At 37.6% G+C, this 14,262-nt stretch carries 13 protein-coding genes; 11 read left to right on the forward strand and 2 right to left on the reverse strand.

What is annotated here, in order from left to right; all coding sequences use genetic code 11:
- Positions 1 to 436: 436 nt before the first annotated feature.
- From RMB06_RS08975 to RMB06_RS09010, 8 genes are all read left to right on the forward strand, one after another.
- Positions 437 to 1,708, forward strand: coding sequence for a sensor histidine kinase KdpD (locus RMB06_RS08975; RefSeq protein WP_032056720.1), 1,272 nt, complete (start codon positions 437 to 439; stop codon positions 1,706 to 1,708).
- Between the two features lie 67 nt (positions 1,709 to 1,775).
- Positions 1,776 to 4,526: a bifunctional [glutamate--ammonia ligase]-adenylyl-L-tyrosine phosphorylase/[glutamate--ammonia-ligase] adenylyltransferase gene (glnE, locus tag RMB06_RS08980; protein WP_311079121.1), complete on the forward strand. Its 2,751-nt coding sequence runs from the start codon at positions 1,776 to 1,778 to the stop codon at positions 4,524 to 4,526.
- A 24-nt stretch (positions 4,527 to 4,550) separates the two neighbouring features.
- Complete coding sequence (locus RMB06_RS08985) at positions 4,551 to 5,477, forward strand: branched-chain amino acid transaminase (RefSeq protein ID WP_004705670.1); 927 nt, start codon at positions 4,551 to 4,553, stop codon at positions 5,475 to 5,477.
- Positions 5,478 to 5,544: 67 nt separating this feature from the next.
- On the forward strand, positions 5,545 to 6,435 hold the full coding sequence (locus RMB06_RS08990; RefSeq protein ID WP_311079123.1) for an ELM1/GtrOC1 family putative glycosyltransferase: 891 nt from the start codon (positions 5,545 to 5,547) through the stop codon (positions 6,433 to 6,435).
- A gap of 22 nt (positions 6,436 to 6,457) precedes the next feature.
- Complete coding sequence (locus RMB06_RS08995; protein ID WP_060465995.1) at positions 6,458 to 7,486, forward strand: glycosyltransferase; 1,029 nt, start codon at positions 6,458 to 6,460, stop codon at positions 7,484 to 7,486.
- On the forward strand, positions 7,483 to 8,238 hold the full coding sequence (locus RMB06_RS09000; RefSeq protein ID WP_060465996.1) for a polysaccharide deacetylase family protein: 756 nt from the start codon (positions 7,483 to 7,485) through the stop codon (positions 8,236 to 8,238). Before RMB06_RS08995 ends, RMB06_RS09000 begins: the two co-directional genes overlap by 4 nt.
- The gene (locus tag RMB06_RS09005; RefSeq protein ID WP_060465997.1) at positions 8,235 to 8,999 is read left to right on the forward strand and encodes a glycosyltransferase family 2 protein; all 765 of its coding nucleotides are present in this window, start codon (positions 8,235 to 8,237) and stop codon (positions 8,997 to 8,999) included. The genes RMB06_RS09000 and RMB06_RS09005 overlap by 4 nt, the downstream gene beginning before the upstream one ends.
- 11 nt (positions 9,000 to 9,010) lie before the next feature.
- Positions 9,011 to 10,045, forward strand: a complete 1,035-nt coding sequence (locus RMB06_RS09010) for a glycosyltransferase (protein WP_060465998.1) — start codon at positions 9,011 to 9,013, stop codon at positions 10,043 to 10,045.
- Here the strand turns inward: RMB06_RS09010 and ghy are convergent.
- Complete coding sequence (gene ghy / locus RMB06_RS09015; RefSeq protein ID WP_311079128.1) at positions 10,042 to 10,932, reverse strand: glycosyl hydrolase Ghy; 891 nt, start codon at positions 10,930 to 10,932, stop codon at positions 10,042 to 10,044. The two genes, RMB06_RS09010 and ghy, sit on opposite strands and share 4 nt — an antisense overlap.
- Before the next feature lie 68 nt (positions 10,933 to 11,000).
- Here ghy and RMB06_RS09020 point away from each other — a divergent pair, with 68 nt between their 5' ends.
- Positions 11,001 to 11,756, forward strand: coding sequence for a glycosyltransferase family 25 protein (locus RMB06_RS09020; protein ID WP_039762845.1), 756 nt, complete (start codon positions 11,001 to 11,003; stop codon positions 11,754 to 11,756).
- Positions 11,757 to 11,764: 8 nt separating this feature from the next.
- Complete coding sequence (locus RMB06_RS09025; RefSeq protein ID WP_086393594.1) at positions 11,765 to 12,715, forward strand: lipooligosaccharide outer core biosynthesis glycosyltransferase GtrOC6; 951 nt, start codon at positions 11,765 to 11,767, stop codon at positions 12,713 to 12,715.
- Between the two features lie 37 nt (positions 12,716 to 12,752).
- Here RMB06_RS09025 and RMB06_RS09030 read toward each other — a convergent pair whose 3' ends face one another.
- Positions 12,753 to 12,971 carry a hypothetical protein gene (locus RMB06_RS09030; RefSeq protein ID WP_014207632.1) on the reverse strand — a complete coding sequence of 73 codons (219 nt, stop codon included), beginning with the start codon at positions 12,969 to 12,971 and terminating at the stop codon, positions 12,753 to 12,755.
- A gap of 207 nt (positions 12,972 to 13,178) precedes the next feature.
- On the opposite strand from RMB06_RS09030, the gene RMB06_RS09035 reads away from it, so the two are divergent.
- Positions 13,179 to 14,207: a stealth conserved region 3 domain-containing protein gene (locus RMB06_RS09035; RefSeq protein WP_311079131.1), complete on the forward strand. Its 1,029-nt coding sequence runs from the start codon at positions 13,179 to 13,181 to the stop codon at positions 14,205 to 14,207.
- The last annotated feature ends 55 nt before the right edge of the window (positions 14,208 to 14,262 follow it).

Consider the following 14,262-nt stretch of genomic DNA (forward strand, 5'->3'; position numbering starts at 1 on the left):
TGAAAACAAAGCAGATAAACTGCTGCTAAAGCGGTATTTTTTTGTCTGAAGGTTCGTTATGCCTTTTTATAAAAGAAATCGTGTGATCGTCCTTCTGCCCGCAATTTCTACTATAGGCTTAGCGATGCGCCAAGCATATTCAGTCGGACTTTATAATTTTTATTCAAATATTATTTTTTACTCTGTTTTACTAATATTCTGAACTCGCATTTCTAACATCTTACAACTGTCTACCTTCAAATATTTGTTGTATTTTCCTCAAGCATACCCACTTTATGTATCTGAAAACCTTTAATTGAAACTTCACATTTCTATTTTGAAAAGAACGTTGCTCTTTTAATGTACTGTGTTAAAGTTTGTAGTAGATCATAATGATTATAAGTACATTTATTGAGAGCGGTTCCGACCAAAAACGACATAATCTGTGAGGCGGGCAATGACATTCCAACGTTTAGAACTAAATCAGGTTGAGCAGTTAAGTGCTTGTAGGATATCTCTGTTGCTTGGATTAAATGCCGAGCAGAACTACATCGAGCAATTTTTCCGGTTTAGTCTTCGTCTTTTGAATTGTAAAAAAGCCTTATTGACTTTTAATCAGGAACCCTACTTTTGGCACCGTTGCCCTGAAGGCATGACCGCCATTTCATTTAAACCATCAAAGCATTTAAAACAGTGCTTCGCCAAACAACAGATTATTAATCACTTACATCCCTCATATCAAAATTTAATCAACTATTTAAAAGAATTAAATATTGAGTGCAGCAGGGCACTAGCCGTGCATCTTTTACACCCTGATAAAACCTCGATGGGCTTTGCTGTCTTTTTTGATGACGATGCGGCAACGTTTGAAGATGATGATATTCAATTATTACTCGATTATTGTTCTACTTTTATGCAACAAGTTGAGTTGAAGTTTAACTATGAAGAGTTAAATGAACTTTATGAACAACAGGTAGCAATTAATTCAAGTAAGACAAAATTTTTCTCGATTATCTCACATGACTTACGTGCACCGTTTCATGGATTGCTTGGATTTTCTGAAGTACTCGCTAAAGAGCGAGAAACTTTAGATGAATCGAGTATTCAAAATATTGCAGATTATTTATACGACACCTCTCAATCGACCTATAACTTACTTGAGAGCTTACTGACATGGGCGATGGCAGAGGGTGGGCGTTTTGTCTATCACCCGATTAACTTTAAACTTAGACAAGTCAGCAATATCGTTTGCGATGTACTGCACACTTTAGCTTTAAAGAAAAATATTGAACTGGTTAATGGTGTTCCAGATGATTTAAACATCTACGCCGATATCAATATGATGACCTCTGTGATTCAAAACTTGGTGTCAAATGCGCTGAAATTTACCGACGTTGATGGATCAGGCAAAGTCTTTATTGAAGCTCAACAAGCGGATACAAATGTAGAAATTACTGTTCGAGATACAGGTCTGGGTATGACCGAGCAACAAATGGCAAATTTATTCCATCCACGTATTACTGCAAGCTTTAAAGGTACTGCAGGGGAAAAAGGTGCTGGTTTAGGTTTGAGTCTTTGCAAGCGTTTTGTCGAGATTAATCAGGGACAAATTACTGTTAGCTCCAAAGAAGGGGTAGGAACGACATTTAAGGTTCTATTACCTTCAGCTCAAGAAAGTCATGAGGTGCATACCGAACATCATTCTTCATCAGAAGCAAAATTAGTCTAATCCCTTTTCCTACCACTACTCGAACTGCTATAACTAAAAACAGAGTACGAGGAAAAGAGCTTTTTATATGAATGCGGAGCAGTTACAAAAAACATTGCGTGCCAGTCAGTACGCAGAACAAGTTTTAGGTTTGCATCAAGCTGTTTTAGAACAAGATTATCAAATAGATCAATTTACTGCACCGCTCTCGACCGAACAGATTTACCAATTTGTACAGACCACGCTAGATGGAATTGGTGATGAAACGCTTTGGATGCGCGGAATGCGCATTTTACGTAGTCGTTTAATGTTCCGCTGGATTTGGCAGGATGCCAATCAGCTGACCGATGTTGTCACACTCACTCGTGAACTTTCTGATTTTGCAGATGCCAGTATTTGTGCAGCAAAGGATTTTGCGCGTGTAGCACTTGTGGCGAAGCACGGCGAACCTGTGAGTTACTCTGGCAAAGTTCAAGATTTGATTGTTGTTGCCATGGGTAAACTTGGTGCTCAAGAGCTTAACTTGTCGAGTGATATCGACTTAATTTTTGCCTTTGATGAGCAAGGTGAAACCAACGGTCGCAAATGTATTGATGTACAGCAGTTCTGTATTTTGTGGGGACAAAAACTCATTTATTTGCTTGAACACATTACTGCCGAAGGTTTTGTGTTTAGAGTTGATATGCGTTTACGTCCTTGGGGGGATGGCTCGGCATTAGCGATTAGTCATGCCGCTTTAGAAAAATATTTAAGTCAACATGGCCGTGAGTGGGAGCGTTATGCGTGGATTAAAGCGCGTGTTGTCACTGGAGGTAAAGAAGGGCAGGATTTGTTAGAAATGACACGTCCTTTTGTGTTCCGCCGCTATGTCGATTACACCGCTTTTGCTGCCATGCGTGATATGAAAGCAATGATCGAGCGTGAAGTGTTACGTCGTCATATTGAGGATGATATTAAACTCGGGGCGGGTGGTATTCGCGAAATTGAATTTATTGTTCAGGTCTTCCAGCTGATTTACGGCGGTTCTAAACGTGAGTTACAAGACCGTCAATGTTTAGTTAGTCTTGAGCACATTGGTGAAGCTGGCTTATTAGAAAAACAAGCTGTATTAGAACTTGAAGATGCTTACCTATTTTTACGCCGTGTTGAACACGCGATTCAAGCCCTCAATGACCAACAGACCCAGTTATTGCCCGAAGAATTGGACTTAAGACAACGCATTATAGATACCTTAGGTTTTGCTAGCTGGAATGAGTTTCTCGATGTTCTTAATGAGAAACGTCAAAAAGTAAAAGTTCAATTTAAGCAACTGATTGAAGATACCAGCACTAATGCAGCAACTGAAAATTTTGGGCAGTTAGAGCAGCAATTAGATGAAGTGCTGGATGACAATGCGAAAAATCTGATTCATGAGTTTTGGCATGGTCATGCACTTAAAAAACTTCCTTCAAATGCTGTGCAGCGTTTAAAAACGTTTTGGCCTCATTTAATTGAAGCGATCTTACAGTCTGAACAACCACAAACTGCTCTGTTGCGCTTAATGCCACTGATTGAATCAGTCATGCGTCGAACCGTGTATTTAGTGATGCTGATTGAAAGTAAGGGAGCATTGCAGCGCTTAGTGAAAATGGCGACGGTGAGTCCGTGGATTTGTGAAGAGCTAACGCAATATCCAGTGCTACTAGATGAGTTCTTATCGATGGATTTTGAGTTACCAAAACGTAAGGACTTAGAAGACTCATTACGTCAGCAGTTACTTCGTATTGAGATTGATCAGGTCGAAGACCAAATGCGAGCACTTCGCCTGTTTAAAAAGAGTAATGTGCTCACTGTTGCGGCAAGTGATGTCTTAGCTGAAAGTCCATTAATGAAAGTCTCTGATGCATTGACTGATATTGCTGAAGTCAGTGTAAACGCAACTCTCCATTTAGCTTATCAGACCGTGGCGAAGCGTCATGGTTACCCATGTGATGTTGATGGGAAACGCTGTTCACTCGACTATAAAGCTTTTGCTGTTATTGGTTATGGCAAGGTGGGTGGCATTGAGCTGGGCTATGGTTCTGACTTAGACCTCGTCTTTATTCATTACTTAGATGAACAAGCTGATACGGATGGAACCAAGTCAATTAGTGGCTTTGAATTCGCTATGCGTGTTGCCCAAAAGTTTATGTCTTTGATGACTACGCAAACGCTAGATGGTCGTGTTTATGAGATTGATACACGCTTAAGACCTTCAGGTGAGGCTGGTTTATTGGTAACAAGTCTAAAAGCCTATGAACATTATCAGTTGAAAAGTGCATGGCTTTGGGAACATCAGGCATTAGTACGTGCCCGCTCTATTGCAGGTGATGAGGTGCTTTGCCAAAAATTTGAAATATTTCGACGCGAGATATTGACTCAATCTAGAGATGAGGCTTATGTTCGTGAAGAAGTGTTGAAAATGCGTCAGAAAATGAAAGACCATCTAGGTTCGTCTTCTGAACAAAAAAAACATGGTATTTTTCATTTAAAACAGGACGCAGGTGGTATCGTCGATATCGAATTTATGGCACAGTATGCTGTACTTGCATGGAGCGGGACGAAACCCGATCTCGCCCATTATTCTGATAATGTAAGAATATTAGAAGATGCTGCTAAAGCAGACTGCTTATCCAGTGAAGATGCCACAGCATTAATTCGAGCCTATCTTAGTGAACGTGCCGAAAGCCACCGCTTAGCCCTTGCAAATCAATCCATGCAAGTCAGCGCAGCGGACTGGCGTAGTACCCGTGCGGTCGTTTGCAATTTATGGCAAAGATTAATAGACCCAACCGCCTCGGTTGAGTTGGATAGTGAATGATTTTATAACAATTTGGAGTGTTCCATGAATTTGGCTGATCGTGATGGTTTTATTTGGCAAGATGGAAAATTAATTGATTGGCGTGATGCAAAGATTCACGTTTTAACCCATACATTACACTACAGTATGGGCGTATTTGAAGGTGTTCGTGCTTATGAAACTCCTAAAGGTACAGCCATTTTCCGTCTTCAAGACCACACAAAACGTTTGTTAAATTCAGCAAAAATTTATCAAATGAAAGTGCCGTATGATCAAGCAACGCTTGAACAAGCACAAATCGATGTAGTCCGTGAAAATAAACTAGCTTCTTGCTATTTACGTCCATTAATCTGGATCGGTTCAGAGAAACTAGGTATTGCAGCAACAAATAACACCATTCATGCTGCTGTTGCTGCATGGGCGTGGGGTGCATACCTTGGTGATGAAGCGATGGCTAAAGGTATTCGCGTTAAAACTTCATCATTTACTCACCATCATCCAAACGTGACTATGTGTAAAGCAAAAGCATCTGGTAACTACACGTTGTCAATTCTTGCTCATCAAGAGGTTGCACACTCTGGTTATGATGAAGCAATGCTCATGGACCCACAAGGTTATGTATGCCAAGGTTCAGGTGAAAACGTATTCTTGATTAAAGATGGCGTTTTACACACTCCAGATATCGCTGGCGGTGCACTTGACGGTATTACACGTCAAACTGTGATGACAATCGCTAGAGATCTTGGTTATCAAGTTGTTGAGCGCCGTATTACACGTGACGAATTCTATATTGCAGACGAAGCATTCTTCACAGGTACTGCTGCTGAAGTAACACCAATTCGTGAATACGATGACCGTCCAATCGGTTCGGGTACTCGTGGTCCAATTACCACTGAAATCCAAAAAACTTACTTTGATGCGGTTCAAGGTAGAAATCCGAAATATGAACACTGGTTAACTTACGTAAAATAAGTTAATCCGTTAACATAAAAAGGCGAACATAAGTTTCGCCTTTTTATTTTTGGCTTCGGGAGCTTTTATGCATATTGTCTATGTCTCTGATGGTAAGGCAGGGCACCGCTCACAAGCATTAGGCTTGTTTCAGGCAATGCAAAGACAACAGCCAGAAACAACTTTTGAAGAGATCCTAATTTCTGAGTTACCTATTATTTCTTTAATTCAGGCATTTTTCTCTTCAAAAAACTCCTTATTTAAACAAGCGCCTGATTTTGTGTTTGGCGTGGGAAGCCACACCCATTTTCGCGTTTGGTTGCTCGGTAAAATTTTCAAAAAAGCCAAAACTATTATTTTAATGAAGCCTAACTTACCTGTGGTTTGCTTTGATTACGCTGTTATTCCAGAACATGACGGTATTCATGCTGATAGCCATGTGATTGTCACACGTGGTGCATTAAATCCCATTCGTAATGAAAATCGCCATCAAACCGCGAGAGTTTTAATCGCTTTAGGTGGTTCGTCTAAACGACATCAATGGAACCAGAATAAAGTATTAGCCAGTGTTCAAAAAATTGTTGAGAATAATCCAGACGCTGAAATTATTCTGACCACTTCTCGTCGAACCCCAGCAGAGTTTGTCGATATTTTAAGACAACAAAGTTTTGCCCAGCATTTACACATATTTCCAGTTGATCAAACACCCCAAGGCTGGATTTTCGAAGAAATGCAAAAAGCAGAAGCAGTTTGGGTGACAGAAGACAGCGTCTCTATGATTTTTGAGGCGCTTACCGCGGGTTGTCGAGTCGGGGTGATGGCAATGGACCGTTTGAAAGACGACCGGATTACGCACTCAGTTGATCAAATGTTAGAATCAAAATTAATTTCACAGCAGACTTGTGTTGTACAGTTACCACAACCTTATGCTTTTAAAGAAGCAGACCGTGTGGCAACATATCTTTTATCAAAAAATTAAATTTTTTATTTTGAGTAAATAAATGAAAATATTGCATATTGCAAATTTTGGCTTTAATAAACAAGGCGCCCATTTTTACTGCACAGACCGTAAAATTTCTGCCGGATTAATTGAAAATGGCCATTTCGTTTATGATTTTAGTTTTCGAGATATGGCTCGAATGGGCACCATTTTTAAAACAAAAAAACTGGGTGCCAATTGGGCTAATAAAGAAGTCTTAAAAGTCGTTAATAATATTGAGCCGGACTTGGTACTGATTGGACATAGTGACTTAATGAGTCCAGATGTTCTAAGACAAATTAAAGAATCTTATCCAAATACTAAAATTGCATTTTGGTATGTTGATCCGCTTTATCTTGAAAACAAACTCGACTTTGTTAAAGCATTCTCGCCATATTTGGATGCTATTTTCTGTACAACAGGCGGGGAATATCTACAAAAGTTAAAACAGCCTCATTTAAGCGTAGCCTATCTGCCAAATGTAGGTCACCGTAATGTAGAAACATTACAGCAATTTTCAAATTCTAAGACTGACAAGACTTTTATTTTCTGCGGCGTGGTCTATAAAGAACCTGAGCGTGAGAAGTTCTTAAAGGACTTGGCAGATGCTTTGCAACAAGGCCATGTGAACTATCAATATTATGGTTGTTTTGAACAACCTGGCGTTTATGGTAAAGCGTATTATAAAGTTCTGTCTGAAACAAAAATGGGACTTAATTACTCACGTCGTAATGATGTAACCTTGTATAGTTCTGACCGTATTGTACAGCTGACTGGTAATGGTTTACTTACCTTTAGCCCAAGAATTCCGGGCTTTGAGAAGCTCTATACTGAGCAGGAAGTGGTTTACTTTGATGATCAGTTTGACTTGGCCAAGAAGATCCAATTCTTTGATCAAAATCCAGAGCAGGCTGAAAAAATAGCGAAAGAAGGCTGGGAGAAAACACGTAGGTCTTTCAATGCTAAACGCATTACCCAATTTATGGTTGAAGTGACATTTAAGCAGCCCTTTTCAGAAGATTATGAATGGTCACATGAGGTTTATGCATGATGTGGTTTTTGTACGTTGCGGTAGGCCTATTAGTACTTGCTGCACTGTTATATGTGCTGGGTAATTATACATTCTGGCTTCCGTTTCGTTCGAGTAAACTACCTCGCATTGTGATGCTACATCAGGTTACCCCTAAAGATGCGGCCTCTGGCATGAATATGCCTCCTGAAAAGTTTGAACAACTCTTAACGTTATTGACGCGTAAGGGGACTACTTTTTGCTTTGTTTCCGAGCTTGAACAATATCGGAATCAAAAAAATGTCGTTGCTTTAAGTTTTGATGATGGCTTTATGGATAATTATCTTTATGCCTATCCATTACTAAAAAAATATAATGCAAAGGCAACCATTTATTTGGCGACACGAATTGAAGGAATCGAAAAGCTAACTCATGATCAAATCCATGAAATGGCCAACTCTGGTTTAATTGAATTTGGTGCACATACCCAACATCATGTGAACTTACTTAAACTTGATGATCAAACTGCTTATGACGAGATGCTTCAGTCTAAGCGTGATGTTGAAGCATTAGTTGGAAAGTGCCCGAGTTTTGCTTATCCATTTGGTCGATTTAATGAAAAGCACCAGAAAATGGCTCAAGAGATTGGCTTTAAAAACGCAGTATCGACTCGTAAAAAAATCGAAGCGTATGAAGCAGCTAATCAATTTAATATTCCACGTGTCAGCACGCATGGTGCCATGAATGCTTTACAGATGCGTATCGCCCTTGCTAAAGGACGTTATAAGTTATGAATAAAATTCCATGTAGTGTCTATATTGTCACTTTAAACTGTGGTGCTTGGTTAGAGCGGACTTTGCAAAGTGTCAGTGAGTTTGATGAAGTTATTATTTTAGACTCTGGCAGTACTGATAATACTTATGAAATTGCTCAGCGTTTTGAAAATACGCAAATCTCTCATCAAGATTGGCAAGGTTATGCCGGGCAAAAAAGTTTAGCTTTAGCAAAATGCCGAAATGATTGGGTGCTCAATCTAGATGGCGATGAAGTTTTATCTAACGAGTTAAAACAAGAGATTGTTGAGACCATTCAACAGAACAAGCTTGATGCATTAATCACACCAATTAATGATGTGTTCTTAGGTGTTCCAAACAGCAAACATACTAAAAAACATGCAAAGGTACGTTTTTTCCGTAAGTCTAAAGGGCATTATGATCTTGCTAATAAGGTCCATGAAAATGTGATTGTAGACGGTGAATCTCAGCGTGCCCAACATGATATTTATCATTATGGTGAGTCGAGTATTTTCGTTAAGGTCGAAAAAAATAACCAATATTCCAACTTAAAAGCGTTAGAGAAATACCAAAAAGGAAAGTCTCCAAGTGTTGCAAAATTGGTTTTGGTGATGCCTGTGACTTTTATGAAGTCTTATTTTATTCGCCGTAGTTTCTTAAATGGTTGGCGTGGTTTCGTAAATAGTATGATTAATGCGTTTTATGCTTTTCTAAAAGAAGCCAAACTGTTTGAACAGACCATGAATAAAGATAAGAAATAAGTAGGCAAGCTATGAAAATTGTTCAGGTATTGGCAACGAGTGGTGGAGTAGGTGGATTAGAGCAGCACACTTTTAACCTTGTTAATGAGCTTGCTTTAAACCATGAAGTACATGTGATTGCACATCCTTGCTATGTAGACAAGTTTAGCCAACAAGTACATTTTCATGCTATCGATTTTGCCCGTAGTCGTTGGAATATTTTTTTACTTTGGCAACTTAAAAATCTTATTCAGCAGATCCAACCCGCTATTGTTCATGCACAAGCAGGAAAAGCGGCTGAGCTGATTGCCCGCATTAAGCCATTTGTATCTGGTCCAAAGTTTGTAACGACTGTTCATGGTACTAAAAAGAATAAATCTGCTTATTTAGCAGGTGATGCAGTTATTGCGGTGAGCCAAGCGCTCACGCAAGGCATTCCAGAGTCTAAAGCACACGTAGTTTATAACGGGGTATATCCTCAGCCCGTACTTACAACTGAAAATAAAGAAAAATTACTTCAATCGATTCAAAAAGATTTTACCGAGCTAGACACAAGCAAAAAAGTTGTTATGTGTATTGGACGTCTAGAACCAGTAAAAAATATCAGCTTGTTGATTGATTCGATGCAACAGATTGATGCCAATTTATGGATTGTTGGTGACGGTTCACTTCGAGCAAGTTTGGAAAAGCAAGTCAGCGAATTGAACATGCAAAATCGGGTCGCTTTTCTTGGGTTTAGAACTGATGCGCGTGATCTGGTACAACTGGCTGATATGGTGGTTTTATCATCAGATCGTGAAGGTTTCCCACTTGTTATGGTCGAAGCTTTACAGGCCGATAAAGCAATGGCTTCAACCAAAGTGAACGGTGTGACCGAGTGGTTGCCAGAGCAATATCTGGCACAAATTGGAGATGCACAAGGTTTAGCAAAAGCGATTGAATATGCACTGCAACCTGAGGCTCAAAACGACTTTAGCCCTTTGTATGCAAAAGCCAAGGCTGAACTGACTGTACCAGCCATGGCTGAGCAGACGCTTAATATTTATAAAGGCCTGGTGAAAACTTAATTATTCTTCGGTGTAAGGCGGATGGCATCAAGTACCACGAAGTTATCTTCGACATTAATAGTATGACAACCGTCATCTGCTTGATTCCAGTCTGGTAAAACTACTTCTAGTAATTTTTCTTCATAAGCTATTGGGCTAAGCTGAGTAATCGCTTTTAATTCGATATTGCCGCCATATCGCTTTAAAGAATCTTGGCTTGGTCGAACCAGTTGCCCTTTATAAATAAAAGGTTTGCCTGCCATACGGAACTGCTGACTGCCTCGGCACACTGGGTTCATTGGGTGCTCTTGCCAGTTCGGATTTAAAATATCTTCGGTAAAGAACAGGTCTAAACGGTCACCAAATTTCTTACAATCACGACGCGTTGAGGTAAAAAGATACCATAAGCCCTCATGGTAAAAAGGGGTGCTATCGACTGCTTCAATATTTTCAATAAGGTTGGAATGCTTTTCCCATTTCAGCGGAAACTCAGTACATTTCCAAAGTTCGATGGTTTTATTGGCTGATGTTTCTGGGACCATATACCAAGTGTTATCTATTTTAAATACGCAAGGGTATGAGAGGTGGTAATCGAGTTTTAAAATGGTTTCAGGTGGTGTGTAAGTGCCATCCTTAAAGACTTCTAAAACCGAAAGAAAGCCTACCGGATGCTGGTCATCGACTTCTTCAAAAAAAATGAAATGACGGCCATTTTCATAAGCATAAAAGCTGTCTGCAAATGTAAACTTTCTAGGGGAATGGATCTCAAAGAGTGAATCTAATTGCTCGAGTGTAGTAAAAGGTTGTTCTAACCAGCCAAAACGCATATACCAATGGGAGTCAAAAGTTTTCGCTTTTTTTGCTTGTTGGTACTTGTACCATTTTTTTTGAATCAGGCGATTTAGCATTAAATTTTACACTCGATATAACTATAATTAGATAGACTATCCCTGACTCATTTTAACATTTGAATGAAATGAAAAAATATTTAATCAGTATTGAATCTGCTAATAGTGAACGTTTAAAAAAGTTGTACTCTCAAGCAACATTTTACAAATATCGCGATGAATTTAAGCAATTTGGGGTTATAGGAAAAAATTTAAGTGTTAGTGAGTATTTTCAACAGGGTGTAGCAGGTAAGAAGAAACCGATGACACCAGGTGAGCTTGGTTGTGCAATGTCACATATAGCTGCATTAAAAGATTTTTTAAGCTCTGATGAAGAATATGCAATTATTTTTGAAGATGATGTGATCGAACGTTTTGAAATTGATTTCCAAGATTTAGAAAAACACATTCATTCTTTGAATTTAGGTCCTTGCTTTTTCTTAAGCTTGGGCGGTATTCAAATGAAAATATGCAATCGTGTTCGTGGAAAATTTTTACCCGAAGAATTGTATAACCAAAAAGTTTTAAAAGTTGATTACGACTATCTTGAAAAACTTGCCTATGCTTATGCCTATGTTGTAGATCGTAAAATGGCTCAAATGTTAGTTGATTATCATCAACCGATAAAAATTTATGATCATTGGCAGGACCTTGTTGGGCGAGGGGATTTTAGTTTCTATGTCAGCTTTTTATTCGATCACCCAATTATTGAAAATAATGATGCATTAAGTTACTTAGAAAAGGAAAGGAGTCTAGTTACGCCTCTTTCTCAAGATGATAGTGATTTATTACGTTACTTAAGAGTTAAACTAAAGAAATATATACTTAATAAATATATAATTTAGTCATTTTTATGGGTTTTATTGATAATTTTATGATTAAGCAAAAAAATATTATTATCGGGTCAGCTACTGGATATGATGCTGACCTCATCTCTTCTTTTGTATATTCTTTGGAAAAAGCAAACTTTGATGGCATATTGGCTTTAATTATATATAAAGAGCAAATGACAGAATTTGTTAATGCATTTTCAGATATCAAAAATTTTAAAATTGAATTTAAAGTTTCAACTATTGGTAAATTTAAATCAAAGTCAAAATATTCAGGTGTTTATAAATTCAAGTTTGTAAAAAATATTCTTAAGAAAATTATTGGCTTAACTGTAAATGAAGAAAACGCTGATTCAAAAATAAAAGCGCTTAAAATTACAGGTTATCCGCATGTGAGCCGTTTCTTTGAATATAAAGAAATTGTAGAAAGCCATCCTGATGCTTCACATGTATTGCTTAGCGATGTTCGAGATGTTTTTTTCCAAAGTAACCCTTTCAAAAATCTTGGCAAAGGACTATTGGTTGGGATGGAAAATCCAAATTTCACCATAGGTACTGAGCAATATAACCAAAAATGGATCTTGGATGCATACGGTGAGGACTTTTATAATCTTGCAAAAGATGAGCAAGTTTCTTGTTCAGGTGTCACTATTGGTGATCATGAATCAATTAGAGTCTATATCAATAAGATGATCGAAGAATTCTGCAAACAGCCATATCAAAAAATGTCTGAAAGAATTTATGATCAAGCTATGCATAATAAATTATTAATTACTAATAATTTAGCTGATGTAACACGCTGTCAGCCATTTGAATCCATTATTGTAACTCTAGGTTTATACCCAATAGATCAAATTGCAGTTAATGATCAGGGATTTATTATCAATCGCAATCAAGAAATCATTCCTATTGTCCATCAACATGACAGACATCCGGAACTGATTCAGTTATGTGATAATTATATTGGGAAATAAATTTAAGATTTTCTAAATTTTATGTGGGATGCGGATATTAATTTTTATCCGCATTTCCTTTTAAAACCATATAAATCAATGCAACAAATATAAGCAATGCACCAACCAAGCTACTTACACAGAAAAATAAAATTCGTTGATTTGTAGTCATGTTAAATAATTCATTTGCAAGAATATAGCGCATGAAAAACCATTGTGCGAGAGAGAATACAATCACGACTAAAGCATGTCGACGAACGTCAGGACGCATTGCCATAATGAATTACCAAGGGAGAAAAGAAAGAGTGGGGGTATTATGCCATTTGCCTACTACCATCTCAATAGAGTCTTAATTAAGCAAATTCTGTAGAAAAAGTAAAATTATGGATAAATTATGAAGTTTTATTAACATTAATAAACTTGGTATCCGATTTTTATCGAATTTTATCTAGTAAATTGCTGAATTTATTTGGATATATGTTTGATGCAGCCTATAGATTTTGTAATGATTTGGGTGGACTCAACCGATACGAAATGGCAGCAACAATATCTATATTATAAATCCAAAGAAACTAAAACTAAGATCGATGAACTCGCTGACCAATGTCGCTATCGCGATTGGAATAATCTTCATTTTTGGTTTAGATCTGTTGAAAAATTTTGTCCTTGGGTTAGAAAAATTCATCTTGTGACCTGTGGTCATTTCCCAGAATTTTTAGTCAAGAATCACCCCAAGTTAAATCTAGTTACCCATGATCAAATTATAGAACCAGTCTGTTTACCGACCTTTAACTCACATGCCATTGAAATCAATATTCATAAAATAGAAGGCTTAGCAGAACACTTTGTTTATTTTAATGATGACACCTTTATTAATAGCCCTTTAGAGCCAGAGTTCTTTTTTAAAAATGGTTTACCTTGTGATGGTATTCAGCTACAGCCTTTAATGGTTGTGGGAGAAGAGAACTTTTTAGGCGCAGTTGCATTGACTGATGTCGCAATCATTAATAAGTATTTTGATAAGCGGAAATTATTTCATAACAATCCCTATGCACTTTTTAATCATCGCTACTCTATGAGTAATAATTGGGGGAATTTTTTAAGTTTATATAACCGAAAATTTTCGAGCTTTTATAGTACTCATTTGCCTCAACCATTTTTGAAATCAGTGTTTGAAGAAGTTTGGCAAACTGAAGAGACTTATTTAAAAGAAGTATCAAGTCATCGTTTTAGACAGCCTTTAGATGTTAACCAATATTTGTTTAGGTTATGGCAGTTATGTTCAACCCGTTTTTATCCTGTAAATATATTTGAGCGCGGCCAAAATTTTAATTTAAGACTGCAAAACCTCCCCGAAATTAATCAAATTATTAAAAATGAACGGCTTCCACAAATTTGTCTAAATGACGATGAACAAGTGGTCGATTTTGAAAAACTAAAAACAGAAGTTATTCAAATTTTTGAACAAAAATTTAATACGCTTTCAAGTTTTGAAAAAGAAATGTCTCATTAAATTTTTCTCAATAAAAAACCCTGCATAAGCAGGGTTTTTTAATTTGAAGATCTAA

The organism is Acinetobacter sp. V104_13 (assembly GCF_031798995.1).
Taxonomy (GTDB): domain Bacteria; phylum Pseudomonadota; class Gammaproteobacteria; order Pseudomonadales; family Moraxellaceae; genus Acinetobacter; species Acinetobacter pittii.